The organism is Flagellimonas crocea (assembly GCF_033441595.1).
GTDB classification, from domain to species: domain Bacteria; phylum Bacteroidota; class Bacteroidia; order Flavobacteriales; family Flavobacteriaceae; genus Flagellimonas; species Flagellimonas crocea.
In genome coordinates, this window is record NZ_JAUZVX010000002.1 from 733989 (window position 1) to 749717 (window position 15729).

The window sequence follows — 15729 nt, forward strand, 5'->3', positions numbered from 1 at the left end:
CAGTTCTTAGGATATATTTTTTACTTTTCCGTCAAATAGTCCAAGATTTTTTAATAAATCAATATTTAAGCACTAAGTAATGTATAACTCAAGAATATCAGGATTGGGATTCTACGTCCCTGATAATGTGGTCACTAATGATGATTTATCAAAGGTGATGGACACCAATGACGAATGGATTCAGGAACGAACAGGGATAAAGGAAAGGCGTCATGTGGTAAAAGGTACCGATACCACGACCTCCATGGGGGTCAAAGCAGCACAAAAGGCCATTGAACGTGCAGGTATTGATAAAGATGATATCGATTTTATCGTTTTTGCCACGCTAAGTCCGGACTATTACTTTCCTGGTCCCGGTGTATTGGTGCAACGCGACCTTGGTCTAAAGACTGTAGGAGCGCTGGACATTAGAAATCAATGCTCGGGCTTTGTATACGGTATCTCCGTTGCGGACCAATATGTGAAGAGCGGTATGTACAAAAATGTACTCGTTATCGGTTCCGAACTACATTCCCACGGTCTGGACATGACCACAAGGGGCAGAGGGGTTTCCGTGATTTTTGGTGATGGGGCCGGAGCAGCTGTTTTGACACGCGAGGAAAATAAAGAAAAAGGAATCTTGTCCACCCATTTGCACTCGGAAGGGCAGCATGCGGAAGAACTGTCGCTGATAGCACCTGGAATGGGGAAACGATGGGTAACGGATATTATCGAGGAAAACGATCCGGAGGATACCTCTTACTTTCCTTATATGAACGGACAATTTGTTTTTAAGAATGCAGTGGTCCGTTTTAGTGAGGTAATCATGGAAGGGTTGAAGACAAACCATCTTGGACCTGATGATATCGATATGTTGATTCCGCATCAGGCCAACTTGCGGATTTCCCAATTTATTCAAAAGAAATTTGCCTTGCAGGATGACCAGGTCTTCAACAACATCATGAAATATGGAAACACTACTGCGGCTTCCATTCCGATCGCTTTGACAGAGGCTTGGGAAGAAGGAAAAATAAAAGAGGGCGATTTGGTGGTATTGGCCGCTTTTGGTAGTGGCTTTACCTGGGGCAGCGTTATTATTCGCTGGTAACACAATTCAAAATACTTCTTATAAAACAAAACCCCGATCCTTTAGGATCGGGGTTTTTGATTGATGCCCTTATAAGATTTTACCAACCAACACTCGAATAAGGAACATCAACCCATTTTATAGAATCCCACCACCACCTTGCTTGGTGTTGCTGTCCCTTCTTTTACGCTGTTTGGCGCTGTTTTTGCCACTTCCGAAGCGATAGGACATCCCAACGTACACATTGTTGCTTTCCCAGTTGAAGGCACCTTCCTGCTCATAAGGGTAATCTCCCTCAAAGGCAAAGCGCATGGTATTGAAAATATCGTTATAGTTTACGCTGAGTGTTCCTTTGCCTTCGGCAAAACTGTAACGGGCGCCCAGGTTCACAAAATACATGGGTTTGGCATCAAACTGTATGCTCTTGTTCCTGCCGCGATAGAACCCAAACGCCTGAAATGTTAGTTTTTGGTTCACGGTGAAACTATTGTTCATTCTAAGGTTCCATGCCGTATTCTCTATTTTTACCCTTTCCTCCACAATATCGTCCTCGCTTGGGTTCGGGTCGGTCGTGTTCAGCGTTTCCGTAAGACCTCTCTGGGTTTGCGAAAAAAGGTCGAAACTACCGTTGATGCTCCACCACTTTATGGGCTTGTAGTTTGTGGAAAGCTCCACCCCGTAGGCGGATGTCTTGTCAAAATTATCGAACGTAAGGATGGTCTTGTTCAGATCTAATCGGTCAATATAGATAGCTCTGTTGATTTCATCGGAAATGCTTCTGTAGAAAACCCCTCCGGTAACACTTCCATTTTTGATTCGCTTAGTATAATTTGCTTCATAGGAGCTGGTAAACTGCGGAACCAAATTTGGGTTTCCGAAGGAAGATATCAACGGAGTGGCAAATTCCCTGATTGGGTTTACCTGCTGTAACCCGGGACGGTCCACACGTCTGCTATAGCTCAGCTGCAATTGGTCTTTTTCGTTAGGTTTGTAGGTCACGAAGGCGGAAGGATACAGTTCCGTATAATTATCGGTAAAGGAGCGAACCGCATTGGTGTCCGCCTTTACCTGCACGTCCTCGATACGCACACCCATTTGATAAGACCATTTTTCATTGGATTGTCCAAAGGTGGCGTAAGCTGAATAAATATCCATGGAATACACAAACTTGGTGGAAGGTGTTGGCACCAAATTGCCGTTGGAGTTGAAGGATTGTCCCGTGGAGGAATAATCCACCTTGGTTTCAAAGTTTCTGGACTGGAGTCCAAGCTCTAATTTGGAAATGCTGTCCAATGGATTTACATAATCCAAATTGGCCGTGGTCTGTGTACGTTCCGTATCCACAAAATCCATATAATCGGGATAGGTGGATGCGCCAACAGAGCTGAAATCGGCATCTTGTTCGCTTTCAAATAGATTGTGGTCTACTTCCAACTCGATATTGTGTCCTTCCTTATTAAAATCCAACTTATAGTCAAAATTGTATTGTTCGCTACGGTTGTTGGAATCGTCCAAGAATAACTGGGTCACGTTTCGCGACATATTGTTAAAATAGGTGACCTCGGTAGATCCAGTACCCTCACCCTCGAAAATATTCTGGTTGGTAAAAAAGGAAATCGTGTTTTTATCGTTCAGGTAAAAATCGACACCCAATTTATAAAGATGTGATTTGTTGTTGTTGAAAAAATCAAACTTTTGACGTGAGTTTTCCTCAATACGAAGAATGCTCCCATCGTTTACCCATTTGCCGATATTGTTGCCATAATTTCCATAAAAATTGAATTTTCCGTTACGGTAGTTCATGTCTATGGAGCTGTTGAATTTGGCCTCAATGCCTTTGGTTAATCCTAGGTTCACATTTCCATTGAAGCCAATATTGGCGTTTTTGTGCAGTACAATATTGATGATACCGCTCATTCCTTCAGGATTGTACTTGGCGGATGGATTTGTGATCAACTCAATCGATTTTATTGCGGTAGAAGGAATTTGTTTCAGTAATTGGGCCACGGGCACGTTGGATAGTTTGCCATCGACCATTACACGTACATTGGAATTGCCGCGCAGGGTAATGTCACCGGTTTGGGAATCCACGTTTACAGATGGAATGTTGTTCATGATATCCGATGCTGTGGCACCAGATGTGGTAAGGTCCTTGCCCACGTTGATGACCTTTCGGTCTACCCGTTGCTCTATTGTGGTGCGTTCCGCCACCACTTCTACGCCTTCCAGTTCCTTGGTCTCTTCCTCCAAAATTACAGTTCCAAGGTCTAGGTTTCGTTTTCCTTTGGCTATCGTCAGTTTTTGGGAATGGGTCTTGTACCCGATAAATTGGACTTCAAAGATAAAGTTGCCATCGGGGAGTTCCTTAATCTCAAAATTTCCATCTTCCGTGGTAATGCTTCCGGTAATGGTTTTGCTGCCATCCTCCGATTTTAGGACCACGGCCGCATAGGGGACTGGTTGATTGGTAACATTGTCGACCACGTGTCCATTAACAGAGCCAAGGGCATCTCCGGGGTCGTTAGCCAAAGAAATTGTAGGGAATAAAGTGCACAGGAACAGTGCAAAAAGAAAGCACACATTTTTCATGAGTAGTTCGTTTTTTGATTGATGATGATTGATTGATTGATTGATGATTGACTGATGTCACTTTTAAGACGCCTCGTCCAGCAGAATGTTACAGCGAAGGTTCATTTTAACATTCTTTAACAATCAGAGTGGTAAGATTGTCCATCTTTGTAAGGTATTCCGGTTCGATGAGACAACTGAGGTAGGTTCATAAAAGAAGAAACCCCGGTAAAGAATACCGGGGTTAAACATTGATAAGCTATACTAAACACTAACCATTAACTATAAAAATACAGTCTTACCAATGACAATAAGTTATGTATAATAGACGAGAAATACTCTTAAAAGTAACAGTCTATATAAAAGTTTAACACAAAAATTAACAAATGTCAAAAACACTTGTCATAGGGGCTTCCACAAACCCAGGAAGATACAGTAACACAGCAATTCGTAGGTTGGTTGACAACAATGTTGAAACAACCGCATTTGGGATACGTGGGGGAACTGTATCAGGGGTACAAATTAAAGACAACTTGAATGATTTTCAAAATATTGACACCGTAACTTTATATTTGAGCCCAAAAAATCAAAAGGAATATTACGAATCCATAGTTGCATTGAAGCCGAGAAGGGTCATCTTTAACCCTGGAACCGAAAACCCGGAATTCTACGAAATCCTTGAAAACGCTGGGATTGAAGTGGAAGTTGCCTGTACTTTGGTGCTTTTGGCTACGGGGCAATATTAATTTGCTTATCCGGATTTTTGGTTCGGATGAGCCAAAGGCCAAAAAAGGTCAACAAGCCGTTCAACGGTAGCAATTCGTACCCGACCTGATATCCTCCCAGATAATCGACCGGAACATTGGCGATCAAAATAATGGTCACCACCGAAGCAAGGGCCACTATCCATACATAGGAATCCTTTATTTTGTGCTTTGTAAAGATGCCAAAGGCAAAAAGCCCCAATAATGGACCATAGGTATAGCCCGCCACGGTAAGCAAACTGTCGATAACATTACTGCTTAGGATATACTTGAAGGCGATGATTACGATGACCAGAGCAATGCTCATGACGACGTGGGTACGTTTTCGAATTCGTTTTTGCTCCTTTTCCTCTTTTTGCTGCACGTTCAAAAAATCTACACAAAACGAAGTGGTCAACGAGGTCAGGGCGCTGTCCGCGCTACTGTAGGCTGCGGCAATTAGTCCCAGCATAAAGGTAACGGAAAGGGCCAGACCCAAATCCCCGTTCAATGCGATTTCGGGAAAAAGTAGGTCCGTTTTTGGTGTGCCGTCCATCATGGGAATCGCTATGCCTTCCCTTTTTGCAAAAATAAAGAGCAATACTCCCAATAACATGAACAAAAATGTGACCCCTACCAGAACAAAACTGAAGGAGACCATATTTTTTTGCGCATCCTTCAAGGATTTGCAGGTAAGGTTCTTTTGCATCATATCCTGATCTAAACCCGTCATGCAAATGGTTACGAACATGCCCCCGACAAATGATTTGATGAAATGGCTCTTGTTCAAAAAACTGTCCGTCACCCAAATGTCATTGTAATTTTTCAATTCCTCCGAGGCCAAGAATTCCCCAAAGCTCCATCCCAACTCGTTATTGATCATTCCAATGGAAAGGATAACGGCCAAAATCATAAAAAGGGTCTGCAGTGTATCGGTCCAAACAATGGTCTTGATGCCGCCCTTGTTGGTGTAGATCCAGATCAATAAAATGGAAATGATCACGGTGAACTCAAAACGCACCCCTAGGTCATCAAAAACGAATTGTTGCAGAACAATGGCCACAAGGTATAGCCTAAAGGCCGCACCCAAAACCCGGGATACAAAAAAGAAAAAAGCACCGGTACGGTGGCTTACCTTTCCAAAACGATCGTGAAGGTACTCGTAAATAGAGGTCAGGTTGAGCTTATAATAAAGCGGAAGCAGCAAAAAAGCCACCACAAAATACCCAAATAGGTAGCCGAGCACCACTTGCATATAAGTTAATTGACTGTCGCCTACCCAGCCCGGAACAGAAATAAAAGTGACTCCCGATAGCGAAGCGCCTACCATTCCAAAAGCCACGATATACCAGGGGGATTGCTTCCCGGCCTTGAAAAAATCAGCGTTTGAATCGTTCTTTCCCGTGAAGTAGGAAATAAGGATCAGCACTAAAAAATAAGCGCCAATAAGTAACAGAATTTGTGTTGCTGACATACCTGCAATTTGATTTGCAAAGTACGAAAGTAAATTCGTAACAGTAAAATCGTAATTTTGCATTAGAATTGATGCTATGGAATTTTCATCGAAGCTATTGGAAAACGCCGTTTATGAGATGTCCCAATTACCGGGAATCGGTAAGCGTACGGCCTTACGGCTGGTGTTGCACCTGCTTAAACAGCCCGAGGAAAGGACCGAACTATTGGCCCATGCATTGCTCAAATTGAAGAGCGAGGTCAACTTTTGTAAAAATTGCCATAATATTTCCGATACCGAAGTATGTGAAATATGTGCCAATCCCAAAAGGGACGATACCTTGGTCTGTGTAGTGGAGGATATACGGGATGTAATGGCCATTGAGAATACCTCGCAGTACAATGGACTTTATCATGTATTGGGCGGAAAAATATCACCGATGGAAGGTGTGGGCCCGCAAGATCTTACCATTGCATCTTTGGTCAAAAAGGTAAAGGACGGAACTGTCAAGGAACTGATTTTGGCATTGAGCTCCACTATGGAAGGTGACACCACTAATTTTTATATTTATAAACAATTGGAAGGCTTGGAAGTGACCACTTCTACCATTGCCCGGGGAATTTCTGTTGGCGATGAATTGGAATATGCCGATGAGGTGACTTTGGGAAGAAGTATCATAAACAGGGTCCCCTTTGAAAGTTCTATAAAAGCGAATTAATGAACATAAATCAAAAATAAGTCGATTTCTTTAGTATTTTTGTAACATACTAATCAAAATCACTTTGATAAATACGAATATGTCAAAATTTGAATTGAAATTACCGCAAATGGGAGAAAGTGTCGCGGAAGCTACCTTGACCAATTGGTTGAAGGAAGTGGGCGATACTATAGAGATGGACGAGGCCGTCTTTGAAATTGCCACAGATAAAGTGGACTCCGAAGTTCCCAGTGAAGTGGATGGAGTATTGTTGGAAAAGCGGTTCGATGTAGACGATGTAATAAAAGTAGGTGAGGTGGTCGCCGTTATTCAAATTGAAGGTGAAATTGATCATGCTGCGGACGATGCCCCCGAGGAAATGGAAGAGGAGGCTGAACCTGTAGAAGTGTCTGCAAGGGAATTGGAAGTTCAAATGTCGGGAGTAAAAGAGTCTGTCTCAACTTCAACCCCCGATTTTTCAGATTCCGAAAGATTTTATTCCCCTTTGGTGAAGAATATTGCCAAGGAAGAGAACGTTTCCATGGACGAACTGGAGGCCATTGTAGGTACGGGAAAAGAAGGCAGGGTCACCAAGAACGACATTATGGCCTATTTGGAAGATCGTTCCAATGGAAGTCAACCCAAAGAGGAGACAAAGGCGCAGCCGGAAACCAAAACGGAAAAACCAGCCACACCATTGGCGCCAAAAGAGCCTGTTGCCGAGAAACCCAAACAATCCAAAGTTCAGGTCGGAGCCGGAGATGAGGTGATCCCGTTGACGCGCATGGGCAAACTGATCGCCCATCATATGGTTGAAAGTGTATCCACATCCGCACACGTACAAAGTTTTGTGGAAGTAGACGTGACAAATGTGGTCAATTGGAGAAATAAGGTGAAGAATGCGTTCCAACAGCGAGAAGGTGAAAAATTGACCTTTACGCCCATATTTATGGAAGCTGTTGCCATGGCCCTTAAAAAATATCCATTGATGAACATATCGTTGGATGGGGACAAGGTCATCAAAAAGAAAAATATCAACTTGGGAATGGCGGCCGCACTGCCCGATGGCAATCTCATTGTTCCCGTTATTAAAAATGCCGACCAATTGAACTTGGTGGGCATGGCCAAAACCGTGAACGATTTGGCCGGCAGGGCCAGAAAGAACCAGTTAAAGCCGGATGAGGTCAAGGATGGTACCTATACCGTGACCAACGTAGGTTCCTTTGGAAGTGTTTTTGGAACGCCCATCATCAACCAACCCCAAGTGGGAATCCTAGCGTTGGGGGCCATACGGAAAATGCCTTCGGTCATAGAGACCGATCAAGGAGAATATATTGGTATCCGCAGTAAAATGTACCTGTCGCACAGCTATGATCATCGTGTGGTGAACGGAGCTTTGGGAGGAATGTTTGTAAAAGCAGTGGCCGATTATTTGGAAGCATGGGACATAAATAGGGAAATATAGCCCAAAACAGTTCATATTCCTGTCACTATTCTTACTTTAGGAGCCCAGTGAATATCATTTAAAAAGTCCACATGCAATTACAATTGACCAAACCTATCTGCTTTTTCGATTTGGAAACTACGGGAACCAATGTCGCAAAGGATAGAATTGTTGAAATTTCTATATTGAAGGTTTTTCCAAATGGGAATAAAGAAAGTAGAACTTGGTTGGTGAACCCGGAAATGCCCATTCCACCGGAATCCGAGGCCATTCATGGAATTTCCGATGAAAAGGTGGCCAATGAGCCTACTTTTAAACAGCTTTCCAAAGAAATCTATGCAATGATAAGGGACAGTGATCTGGCAGGGTTCAACTCCGATAGGTTCGATATTCCGTTGTTGGCGGAAGAAATGTTGCGCGCCGATGTGGATTTTGATATGAAGAGTATGGTATCCGTGGATGTTCAGACCATTTTTCATAAAATGGAAAAACGGACCTTGGAAGCCGCCTACAAATTCTATTGCGAGAAAAGTCTGGAAGATGCACACAGTGCCGAAGCGGACACCTTGGCCACCTACGAAGTATTGTTGGCTCAGTTGGAACGCTACCCGGAATTGGAGAACGATATCAAAAAACTTTCAGAGTTTACAACACGAAGACAAAATCTCGATTTTGCCGGTTTTATAGGTCTCGACGAAAATGACAACCCAATTTTTTCCTTTGGAAAGCACAAGGGAAAAACAGTAGATGAGGTACTGGAAAAGGAACCCGGATATTTTGGATGGATCTTGAACGCCGACTTTCCCCTGTACACCAAAAAAGTACTTACCCAAATTAAGTTGAGCAAGCTCAACAACAAGTTTTAAAATAAAATAAGCATAACCCCGTAACAGATTATGAAGCTGATTTGTATAGGACGTAATTATGTGGATCATATCAATGAACTTAGCAACGAGCGTCCGGAGGAACCTGTAGTCTTTATAAAGCCCGATTCCGCTATTTTGCCCAAAGAGCAGGATTTTTATATCCCCGAATTTTCTGATGATGTGCACCATGAGGTAGAGGTCTTGGTGAAAATTAAAAAAGTGGGCAAACACATTTCACGGGAGTTCGCCCATAAATATTATGATCAAATTGGATTGGGGATCGACTTTACGGCAAGGGACCTTCAGGCCAAATTAAAATCCAAAGGATTGCCTTGGGAAAAAGCCAAGGGGTTTGATGGGGCCGCCGTAGTGGGAACATGGTTGCCCAAGAACAAATTTGAAGACGTCGACAACTTAAATTTTTCATTATCAAAAAACGGTGAAAAAGTACAGGACGGAAATACCTCTTTGATGCTGTGGAAAATAGATGAGATCATAGCGCACATATCTACATACTTTATGCTTAAAAAGGGCGATATTATTTTTACCGGAACGCCCGCCGGTGTTGGTAAAGTAAGTCCAAATGACTACCTTGTCGGTACTTTGGAAGGAGAACAATTATTCCATATTAAAGTAAAATAATGATATACAACCTCGATAAAATAAACGAAATGGCCGAAGGCGATGAGGATTTCATAACCTCGGTAATTTCAGTGTTTTTGGAAGAAGTCCCGGAAGACCTGGAAAGTCTGGAAAAGGCAATAAACAATAAGGACTACGAAAACATATATAAATTGGCCCACAAGATAAAACCCAATGTGGATATTTTGGGCATGGAGCAAACCCGGGCCAAGGCACTGGAAATAGAGACCTTGGGCAAAACCACGGGAAGCATGGAGGAAATTCAGGAAAAGTTCCCCGTACTTAAAAAGGATGTGCTCCAAGTGGTCACAGAACTAAAAAATGACTTCGATTTATAGATGCAGGCCGAGATAATCACCATTGGTGACGAGATTCTCATTGGGCAGATAGTGGATACCAATTCAGCTTTCATTTCCAAAGAGCTGAACAAAATTGGGGTTTCCGTATATCAGATTACTTCCATTCAAGATGACCGGGAGCATATACTCAAATCCTTAAAAGAGGCTGGAGAGCGTTCTTCGGTGGTCATAGTTACAGGAGGTTTGGGCCCTACAAAAGATGATGTGACCAAACATGCCCTTTGTGAATTCTTTGAGGATGAACTGGTCCGTGACGAAGCAGTTTTGAAACATATTGAAGAGCTCTTCAAAAAATATATTTCCACCCCCATCTCCGATCTTAACAGGGAGCAAGCCATGGTTCCCTCAAAAGCCACTGTACTGCATAATGAGTTTGGCACTGCTCCGGGACTATGGATGAAGCAAGGGAAGACCGCTTTTGTGTCACTCCCCGGAGTGCCTTACGAGATGAAGAATCTCATCGGTAAATCCGTGCTTCCCAAGATTGTTGAAGAATATGAACGTCCACACATTGTGCATAGGACCATTATGACGTATGGATTGGGCGAGAGCGCCGTTGCCGAAAAATTGGAAGACTGGGAAAACCAACTTCCGCCCTATATCAAATTTGCGTATCTGCCAAGTTTGGGGAGCGTAAGGCTGCGACTCTCTGCCAAAGGTGACGATAAAGATTTCCTGATGGCCGGTATTGAGGAGCAGATAAAAAAAATGTATCCCTTGATCGGAGACATTATTTATGGCGAGGAAGAAGAAGAGGGTAGGGTAGAAAAGCAGATTGGGACATTTTTGACCAACAAAAAAATGACTCTGGCCACTGCTGAGAGTTTTACGGGCGGTAGCATCGCGGAACGAATTACCGCAGTGCCCGGAGCTTCGAAATACTATAAGGGGAGTTTGGTGTGCTATGCCACAGAGGCTAAAGTGAATTTGTTGGGAGTTCCTCAAGAATTGATCGATAGGCATTCCGTGGTAAGCGAAGAAGTGGCCGTTGCCATGGCCGAGAACGTGAAAATAAAATTAAAGTCCGACTTTGCGATAGCCACTACGGGCAATGCAGGACCAACAAAAGGGGATTCCGATGCAGAGGTCGGAACAGTTTATATAGGAATAAGCACTCCAAAAGGAACTTTCGCCCAAAAATTCGTTATGGGCAGACACCGGGAAAGGGTGGTGGTAAAGTCTGTAAACAAGGCTTTTGAACTATTGTACAAAGAAATTTTAAAATTCTGAAAAAGAATTTTGTACGTCCCATTAAAATGGTATAAATTTGCAGCCTCAATAAAATCACTCAAAAGTTAGGGAGATGTCTAAAGTTTGTGAAGTAACAGGAAAAAAGGTGATGTTTGGAAACAACGTTTCCTTTTCTATCAATAAGACCAAAAGGAGATTCGATGCGAATATCTCCAAGAAGAGATTTTATATTCCAGAGGAAGATCGTTGGGTAACCTTGAACGTTTCTGCCCGTGGGTTGAAAATCATCAACAAGAAAGGAATCTCTGCTGTCTTGAAGGAAATCAATTCCAAAAAGTAAGTTGTAAAAGCATTTTAAGTACGATACAATGGCAAAGAAAGGAAATAGGGTTCAGGTAATTTTAGAGTGTACAGAGCACAAAGAATCTGGTATGCCAGGTACTTCTAGGTATATTACCACCAAGAACAAAAAGAACACGCCAGATAGGATGGAAATCAAAAAGTACAATCCTATCCTTAAGCGTATGACCGTTCACAAAGAAATTAAGTAATAGCGTTTACGTCGCGTAAGCAGCAAAAAAAGATATAAGCCATGGCAAAGAAAACCGTAGCAACACTTCAGTCATCATCCAAAAGATTGACAAAGGCCATAAAAATGGTCAAGTCTCCAAAGACAGGAGCCTATACTTTTGTGGAGTCGGTAATGACACCGGAGATGGTAAACGACTGGTTGGACAAGCAATAAGGAAACACTTCCTTGGACTACAATATTTAAAGCCGCTGCAAAGCGGCTTTTTTGTTTTTTATAGATTTTAAAAGGGAGCGTTGTTTAACCGCCTAAAGCGGGAATAACCGTTCCATGCCATTTTGTGTCCATAAAACTCCCGACACTTTCCTATCTTTGACCATTCTCAAAGAACGAAGGATGAGCTTATTCAAAAATATATTTTCAAAGGACAAAAAGGAGACCTTGGACAAAGGTTTGGAAAAATCCAAAACCAGCTTTTTTGGAAAGCTTGGAAAAGCCGTTGCCGGCAAGTCCAAGGTCGATGATGAGGTGCTGGACAACCTGGAAGAGGTTTTGGTCACTTCCGATGTGGGCGTAAATACCACCCTAAAAATAATTGAGCGTATCGAAGAACGTGTTTCCCGTGATAAATATATGGGAACGGACGAACTCAATACCATTCTCCGCGAAGAGATTGCAGGTCTTCTATCCGAGACCAATTCTGGCGAGGATACGGAAATTACCTTTCCTAAAGACAAAAAACCGTACGTAATCATGGTGGTGGGCGTAAACGGTGTGGGCAAAACAACTACCATTGGCAAGTTGGCCTATAAGTTTAAAGCGAAGGGCCTGAAAGTGGTCTTAGGAGCCGCAGATACCTTCCGTGCCGCTGCTATCGACCAATTGGAGGTTTGGGCAAAGCGCGTGGATGTGCCTATCATTAAACAAAAAATGGGCAGTGACCCAGCTTCCGTTGCCTTTGACACCCTAAGTTCCGCGGTGGCCGAAAAGGCCGATGTAGTCTTGGTGGATACCGCTGGACGTTTGCACAACAAGGTCAACCTGATGAACGAACTCTCCAAGGTAAAGCGCGTCATGCAGAAAGTGGTGCCCGATGCTCCGCACGAAGTGTTGTTGGTTCTGGATGGCTCAACAGGGCAAAATGCCTTTGAGCAGGCCAAACAATTTACCAAGGCCACCGAAGTAAGCAGCCTGGCCGTCACCAAACTGGACGGTACCGCAAAAGGAGGCGTTGTCATCGGAATTTCCGACCAATTTCAGATTCCCGTAAAATATATCGGCGTAGGCGAAGGGATTGAAGACCTTCAGGTGTTCAACAAATTCGAGTTCGTTGATTCATTCTTCAAAATATAAGTGACTATGTACAAATACCTTCTCTGTTCTTTTTTATTGATTGGTTTTATTTCCTGCAAACAAAAAGAAGCGGAACCCAAGGAAGATATTGTCCTTTGGACTCCGTACAACGATTCCATAGAGGTAGCAGCCAGTGCCGACAATGAGAATAGGAGAATGCAATATAAATTCATCCAAAGTAGGGTATTGGACAAGAATGAAGTGTTTTTGCCACTTTATGATGAGGTGTCCCAATTTACAGAGGCGCAATATCAAAAAATGAAACCTTTGGTGTTGGAGCAGAATATTCCCACCATTCAAACCCATATTGATCAAGGTACATTTACGTATGAAGAGTTGGTGCTTTTTTATCTTCACCGAATCTACAAGTACGAGTTGCCCAACAATACAACCCTGAATACCATTATTGCCTTGAATCCCAACGTGCTGGAAGAAGCACGTGCCCTGGACAAGAACAAGGGAGACCACCATCCTATTTATGGCATGCCCATTTTATTGAAGGACAACATTGGAGCTGCAGAAATGAAGACGACAGCGGGAGCCATCGCATTAAAGGACAACCAAACGGATGATGCTTTTATTGTGGAACGCTTAAAACAAAAGGGAGCGTTGATCTTGGGCAAAGTAAATTTGAGCGAGTGGGCCAATTTTATCTGCGGGGTTTGTCCCAACGGGCAGAGCGCCGTGGGCGGTCAGACCTTGAATCCCTACGGAAGAAGGGTATTTGATACGGGTGGTTCCAGCGCGGGCAGTGGAACGTCCACCGCGGCCAACTATGCCGTTGGTGCCGTTGGAACCGAAACTTCAGGTTCCATACTTTCACCATCCAGTCAAAATTCTGTGGTCGGGTTAAAGCCTACCATTGGCCTGTTGAGCCGAACGGGGATAGTACCCATCTCCAGTACGTTGGATACCCCTGGCCCCATGACCAAAAATGTGACGGATAATGCCATTCTGTTGGATGCCATGTTGGGGAAAGATGAAGCTGATTACAAATCGGTGACTGCGGAACTAGGTATTTTATCCGCTTGGATGAATCCCGAACCGCTTCAAGAAATCCGTTTGGGAGTGATGAAGAACTTATTGGAACGCGATTCCATTTATGCCGCGAACGTCGAAACATTACGAGAAGCAGGTGCCCAAATCGTGGAATTTGAAGCTGAGAATATTCCTTTGGAAGGGTTCACTACCTTGTTGAATTTGGATATGAGGGAGGATTTGCCCGCTTATATAAATGCAGAGGTGAAGGATAAAGATGCCGTACGGGTGGAATCGGTAGAAGATGTGGTTACTTTCAACCAACAGGATTCCTTGGTGAGGATACCTTACGGACAGGAACGTTTTGATGGTATTTTGGCAGATTCGACAACGACAGACCAATTTGAAAAAATCAAACAAAATCTAAAGGAATCGGGAAGGGCATTCTTCAATATCATGGAAGAAAAGGAGCTTGATGCCGTGTTGAGCATTAACAATTATCATGCAGGATACGCAGCTGTGGCGGAATACCCAGCTTTGACGGTTCCCATGGGATATAAGGCAGATGGAGAGCCCGAAAGTCTGACCTTTATCGGAAAACCATTTTCAGAAGCGCATCTGCTCCGTATCGGCAAAGCCTTCGAAGAATTGACCAAAGCCAGGAAAATCCCGCAAGGTTATCAAGATTAATTGATGTAGGCATTGAGTTTTTCCCAAAGCTGGTTGTCAAAACTGGAAGGGCCCAACTGACCTTCGCCAGCATCATCCCCCAAACGAACAATGACCAGTTTCTGGCTAGGAACCAAATAAAGTTTTTGGTCAAATGCCCCGAGTCCCGCAATAAGATCACTGGGAGCCTCGGAAATCAGTTCACCGCTGATGGAAGTCTCCAAACCAGGTGCCCTGTAACTGTTCTTTCCATTCAGCCACCATAAGTATCCGTAGGATGGATTCAAGTCTTGGGAGGTATTGGTCATTTCTGTAAAATAGGTCTTGTCCGTCAGGATTTCCTCTCCATTCCAAGTACCTTCATTCAAGCAGAGCAGCCCAAAACGGGCCATACTGCGTGTATCGCTAAAGAAAAGATTGTTGTATCCCAGTTTCACCCAATTTCCCTGCATTCCGATTTTATCCCTTATTTTTTGATAGGAATATTGTCTAAAATCCATTTGGGTGGCGTTGGTGACAACTTCATCCAAAATAGTATAGGCCGCATTGTGATAATACCAAAATGTACCTGGGTCATTTTTGTAGATCAAACACTCCTTATCATAGCAAAAAGGGTCGTCCACCGTATAATCCAGGCCAGTGGTCATCGTTAAATGATGACGTACGGTAATGTTGGCTTCTTGCTCTGGGGTGAGCATGGACCAACCTTGGCCCAAATAGTCTTGGGAGGAGTCCTCAATGGATAGAAAACCTTCGGCTTGGGCAATGCCCACCGTCATTGCGGTCAAAGTCTTTCCCGCTGAGTTCCAAGAATGGTAGTCATCTTCGGTAAAATCATCAAAATACCATTCCACCACAATTTTTCCATCCTTCAGAATAATAAAACCATCCGTTCCTTTTTCATCCAAAAAATCCTGTAATTCCTGTTCTGCGGCGATGTTCCAGGAAAGGTCGGTCGGTGAAAGGGTTTCCCATTCGGAGGTTCCTGTGGGTGGAAAATATAATTCACCTGTTTCGGGCGAAGGAACGGATTCGAGATTGTTTTCCCCTTTGTCCGACGAACACCCCATAATCAATATTGAACCGATAATCAAAAACAAAAGATGCTTCATAATTATATAGGATTTGGCTCGTTGACTTCAATGAGACTTAATAGTTTAACGCTGAAGTG

At 43.4% G+C, this 15729-nt stretch carries 16 protein-coding genes; 13 read left to right on the top strand and 3 right to left on the bottom strand.

Annotated elements, in window-relative coordinates; genetic code table 11:
- Positions 1–79: 79 nt before the first annotated feature.
- A complete protein-coding gene (locus tag SD449_RS08570; RefSeq protein WP_318309980.1) occupies positions 80–1087 on the top strand; it encodes a 3-oxoacyl-ACP synthase III family protein in 1008 nt (335 codons plus the stop codon).
- 117 nt (positions 1088–1204) lie between these two features.
- Here the strand turns inward: SD449_RS08570 and SD449_RS08575 are convergent, their stop codons facing one another.
- Complete coding sequence (locus SD449_RS08575) at positions 1205–3655, bottom strand: outer membrane beta-barrel family protein (RefSeq protein ID WP_318309982.1); 2451 nt, start codon at positions 3653–3655, stop codon at positions 1205–1207.
- 365 nt (positions 3656–4020) lie between these two features.
- On the opposite strand from SD449_RS08575, the gene SD449_RS08580 reads away from it, so the two are divergent.
- A complete protein-coding gene (locus SD449_RS08580; RefSeq protein WP_318309983.1) occupies positions 4021–4380 on the top strand; it encodes a CoA-binding protein in 360 nt (119 codons plus the stop codon).
- On the opposite strand, the gene SD449_RS08585 is transcribed toward SD449_RS08580, so the two are convergent.
- Positions 4364–5851, bottom strand: a complete 1488-nt coding sequence (locus SD449_RS08585) for a sodium:solute symporter (RefSeq protein WP_318309985.1) — start codon at positions 5849–5851, stop codon at positions 4364–4366. The two genes, SD449_RS08580 and SD449_RS08585, sit on opposite strands and share 17 nt — an antisense overlap.
- A 76-nt stretch (positions 5852–5927) precedes the next feature.
- On the opposite strand from SD449_RS08585, the gene recR reads away from it, so the two are divergent.
- From recR to SD449_RS08640, 11 genes are all read left to right on the top strand, one after another.
- Entirely contained in the window at positions 5928–6548 is a 621-nt protein-coding gene (gene recR, locus SD449_RS08590) for a recombination mediator RecR (protein ID WP_318309986.1), read from the top strand.
- Between the two features lie 79 nt (positions 6549–6627).
- Entirely contained in the window at positions 6628–7992 is a 1365-nt protein-coding gene (locus tag SD449_RS08595; RefSeq protein ID WP_318309987.1) for a dihydrolipoamide acetyltransferase family protein, read from the top strand.
- A 71-nt stretch (positions 7993–8063) separates the two neighbouring features.
- On the top strand, positions 8064–8837 hold the full coding sequence (locus SD449_RS08600; protein ID WP_318309988.1) for a 3'-5' exonuclease: 774 nt from the start codon (positions 8064–8066) through the stop codon (positions 8835–8837).
- Between the two features lie 30 nt (positions 8838–8867).
- A complete protein-coding gene (locus tag SD449_RS08605; RefSeq protein ID WP_318309989.1) occupies positions 8868–9479 on the top strand; it encodes a fumarylacetoacetate hydrolase family protein in 612 nt (203 codons plus the stop codon).
- Positions 9479–9817, top strand: a complete 339-nt coding sequence (locus tag SD449_RS08610; RefSeq protein WP_318309990.1) for an Hpt domain-containing protein — start codon at positions 9479–9481, stop codon at positions 9815–9817. The genes SD449_RS08605 and SD449_RS08610 overlap by 1 nt, the downstream gene beginning before the upstream one ends.
- Positions 9818–11068 carry a competence/damage-inducible protein A gene (locus SD449_RS08615; RefSeq protein WP_318309991.1) on the top strand — a complete coding sequence of 417 codons (1251 nt, stop codon included), beginning with the start codon at positions 9818–9820 and terminating at the stop codon, positions 11066–11068.
- 73 nt (positions 11069–11141) lie between these two features.
- On the top strand, positions 11142–11369 hold the full coding sequence (gene rpmB / locus SD449_RS08620) for a 50S ribosomal protein L28 (protein WP_100817573.1): 228 nt from the start codon (positions 11142–11144) through the stop codon (positions 11367–11369).
- A 28-nt stretch (positions 11370–11397) separates the two neighbouring features.
- Positions 11398–11580, top strand: coding sequence for a 50S ribosomal protein L33 (gene rpmG / locus SD449_RS08625; protein ID WP_100817574.1), 183 nt, complete (start codon positions 11398–11400; stop codon positions 11578–11580).
- A gap of 41 nt (positions 11581–11621) precedes the next feature.
- Positions 11622–11774, top strand: coding sequence for a DUF4295 domain-containing protein (locus tag SD449_RS08630; RefSeq protein WP_318309995.1), 153 nt, complete (start codon positions 11622–11624; stop codon positions 11772–11774).
- A 180-nt stretch (positions 11775–11954) separates the two neighbouring features.
- Positions 11955–12911, top strand: coding sequence for a signal recognition particle-docking protein FtsY (ftsY, locus tag SD449_RS08635; RefSeq protein WP_318309996.1), 957 nt, complete (start codon positions 11955–11957; stop codon positions 12909–12911).
- Positions 12912–12917: 6 nt separating this feature from the next.
- Positions 12918–14579 carry an amidase family protein gene (locus SD449_RS08640; RefSeq protein WP_318309997.1) on the top strand — a complete coding sequence of 554 codons (1662 nt, stop codon included), beginning with the start codon at positions 12918–12920 and terminating at the stop codon, positions 14577–14579.
- Here the strand turns inward: SD449_RS08640 and SD449_RS08645 are convergent.
- On the bottom strand, positions 14576–15670 hold the full coding sequence (locus SD449_RS08645) for a serine hydrolase domain-containing protein (protein ID WP_318309998.1): 1095 nt from the start codon (positions 15668–15670) through the stop codon (positions 14576–14578). The two genes, SD449_RS08640 and SD449_RS08645, sit on opposite strands and share 4 nt — an antisense overlap.
- Between the last annotated feature and the right edge of the window lie 59 nt (positions 15671–15729).

Excerpts from the sequence above, each read along its gene's own strand:
- SD449_RS08645 (WP_318309998.1), bottom strand. The coding sequence starts at position 15,670 with ATGAAGCATCTTTTGTTTTTGATTATCGGTTCAATATTGATTATGGGG.
- rpmB (WP_100817573.1), top strand. The coding sequence starts at position 11,142 with ATGTCTAAAGTTTGTGAAGTAACAGGAAAAAAGGTGATGTTTGGAAAC.
- SD449_RS08640 (WP_318309997.1), top strand. The coding sequence starts at position 12,918 with ATGTACAAATACCTTCTCTGTTCTTTTTTATTGATTGGTTTTATTTCC.
- SD449_RS08605 (WP_318309989.1), top strand. The coding sequence starts at position 8,868 with ATGAAGCTGATTTGTATAGGACGTAATTATGTGGATCATATCAATGAA.
- recR (WP_318309986.1), top strand. The coding sequence starts at position 5,928 with ATGGAATTTTCATCGAAGCTATTGGAAAACGCCGTTTATGAGATGTCC.
- SD449_RS08630 (WP_318309995.1), top strand. The coding sequence starts at position 11,622 with ATGGCAAAGAAAACCGTAGCAACACTTCAGTCATCATCCAAAAGATTG.
- SD449_RS08580 (WP_318309983.1), top strand. The coding sequence starts at position 4,021 with ATGTCAAAAACACTTGTCATAGGGGCTTCCACAAACCCAGGAAGATAC.
- SD449_RS08595 (WP_318309987.1), top strand. The coding sequence starts at position 6,628 with ATGTCAAAATTTGAATTGAAATTACCGCAAATGGGAGAAAGTGTCGCG.
- SD449_RS08585 (WP_318309985.1), bottom strand. The coding sequence starts at position 5,851 with ATGTCAGCAACACAAATTCTGTTACTTATTGGCGCTTATTTTTTAGTG.
- SD449_RS08610 (WP_318309990.1), top strand. The coding sequence starts at position 9,479 with ATGATATACAACCTCGATAAAATAAACGAAATGGCCGAAGGCGATGAG.
- SD449_RS08615 (WP_318309991.1), top strand. The coding sequence starts at position 9,818 with ATGCAGGCCGAGATAATCACCATTGGTGACGAGATTCTCATTGGGCAG.
- rpmG (WP_100817574.1), top strand. The coding sequence starts at position 11,398 with ATGGCAAAGAAAGGAAATAGGGTTCAGGTAATTTTAGAGTGTACAGAG.
- SD449_RS08575 (WP_318309982.1), bottom strand. The coding sequence starts at position 3,655 with ATGAAAAATGTGTGCTTTCTTTTTGCACTGTTCCTGTGCACTTTATTC.
- ftsY (WP_318309996.1), top strand. The coding sequence starts at position 11,955 with ATGAGCTTATTCAAAAATATATTTTCAAAGGACAAAAAGGAGACCTTG.
- SD449_RS08600 (WP_318309988.1), top strand. The coding sequence starts at position 8,064 with ATGCAATTACAATTGACCAAACCTATCTGCTTTTTCGATTTGGAAACT.
- SD449_RS08570 (WP_318309980.1), top strand. The coding sequence starts at position 80 with ATGTATAACTCAAGAATATCAGGATTGGGATTCTACGTCCCTGATAAT.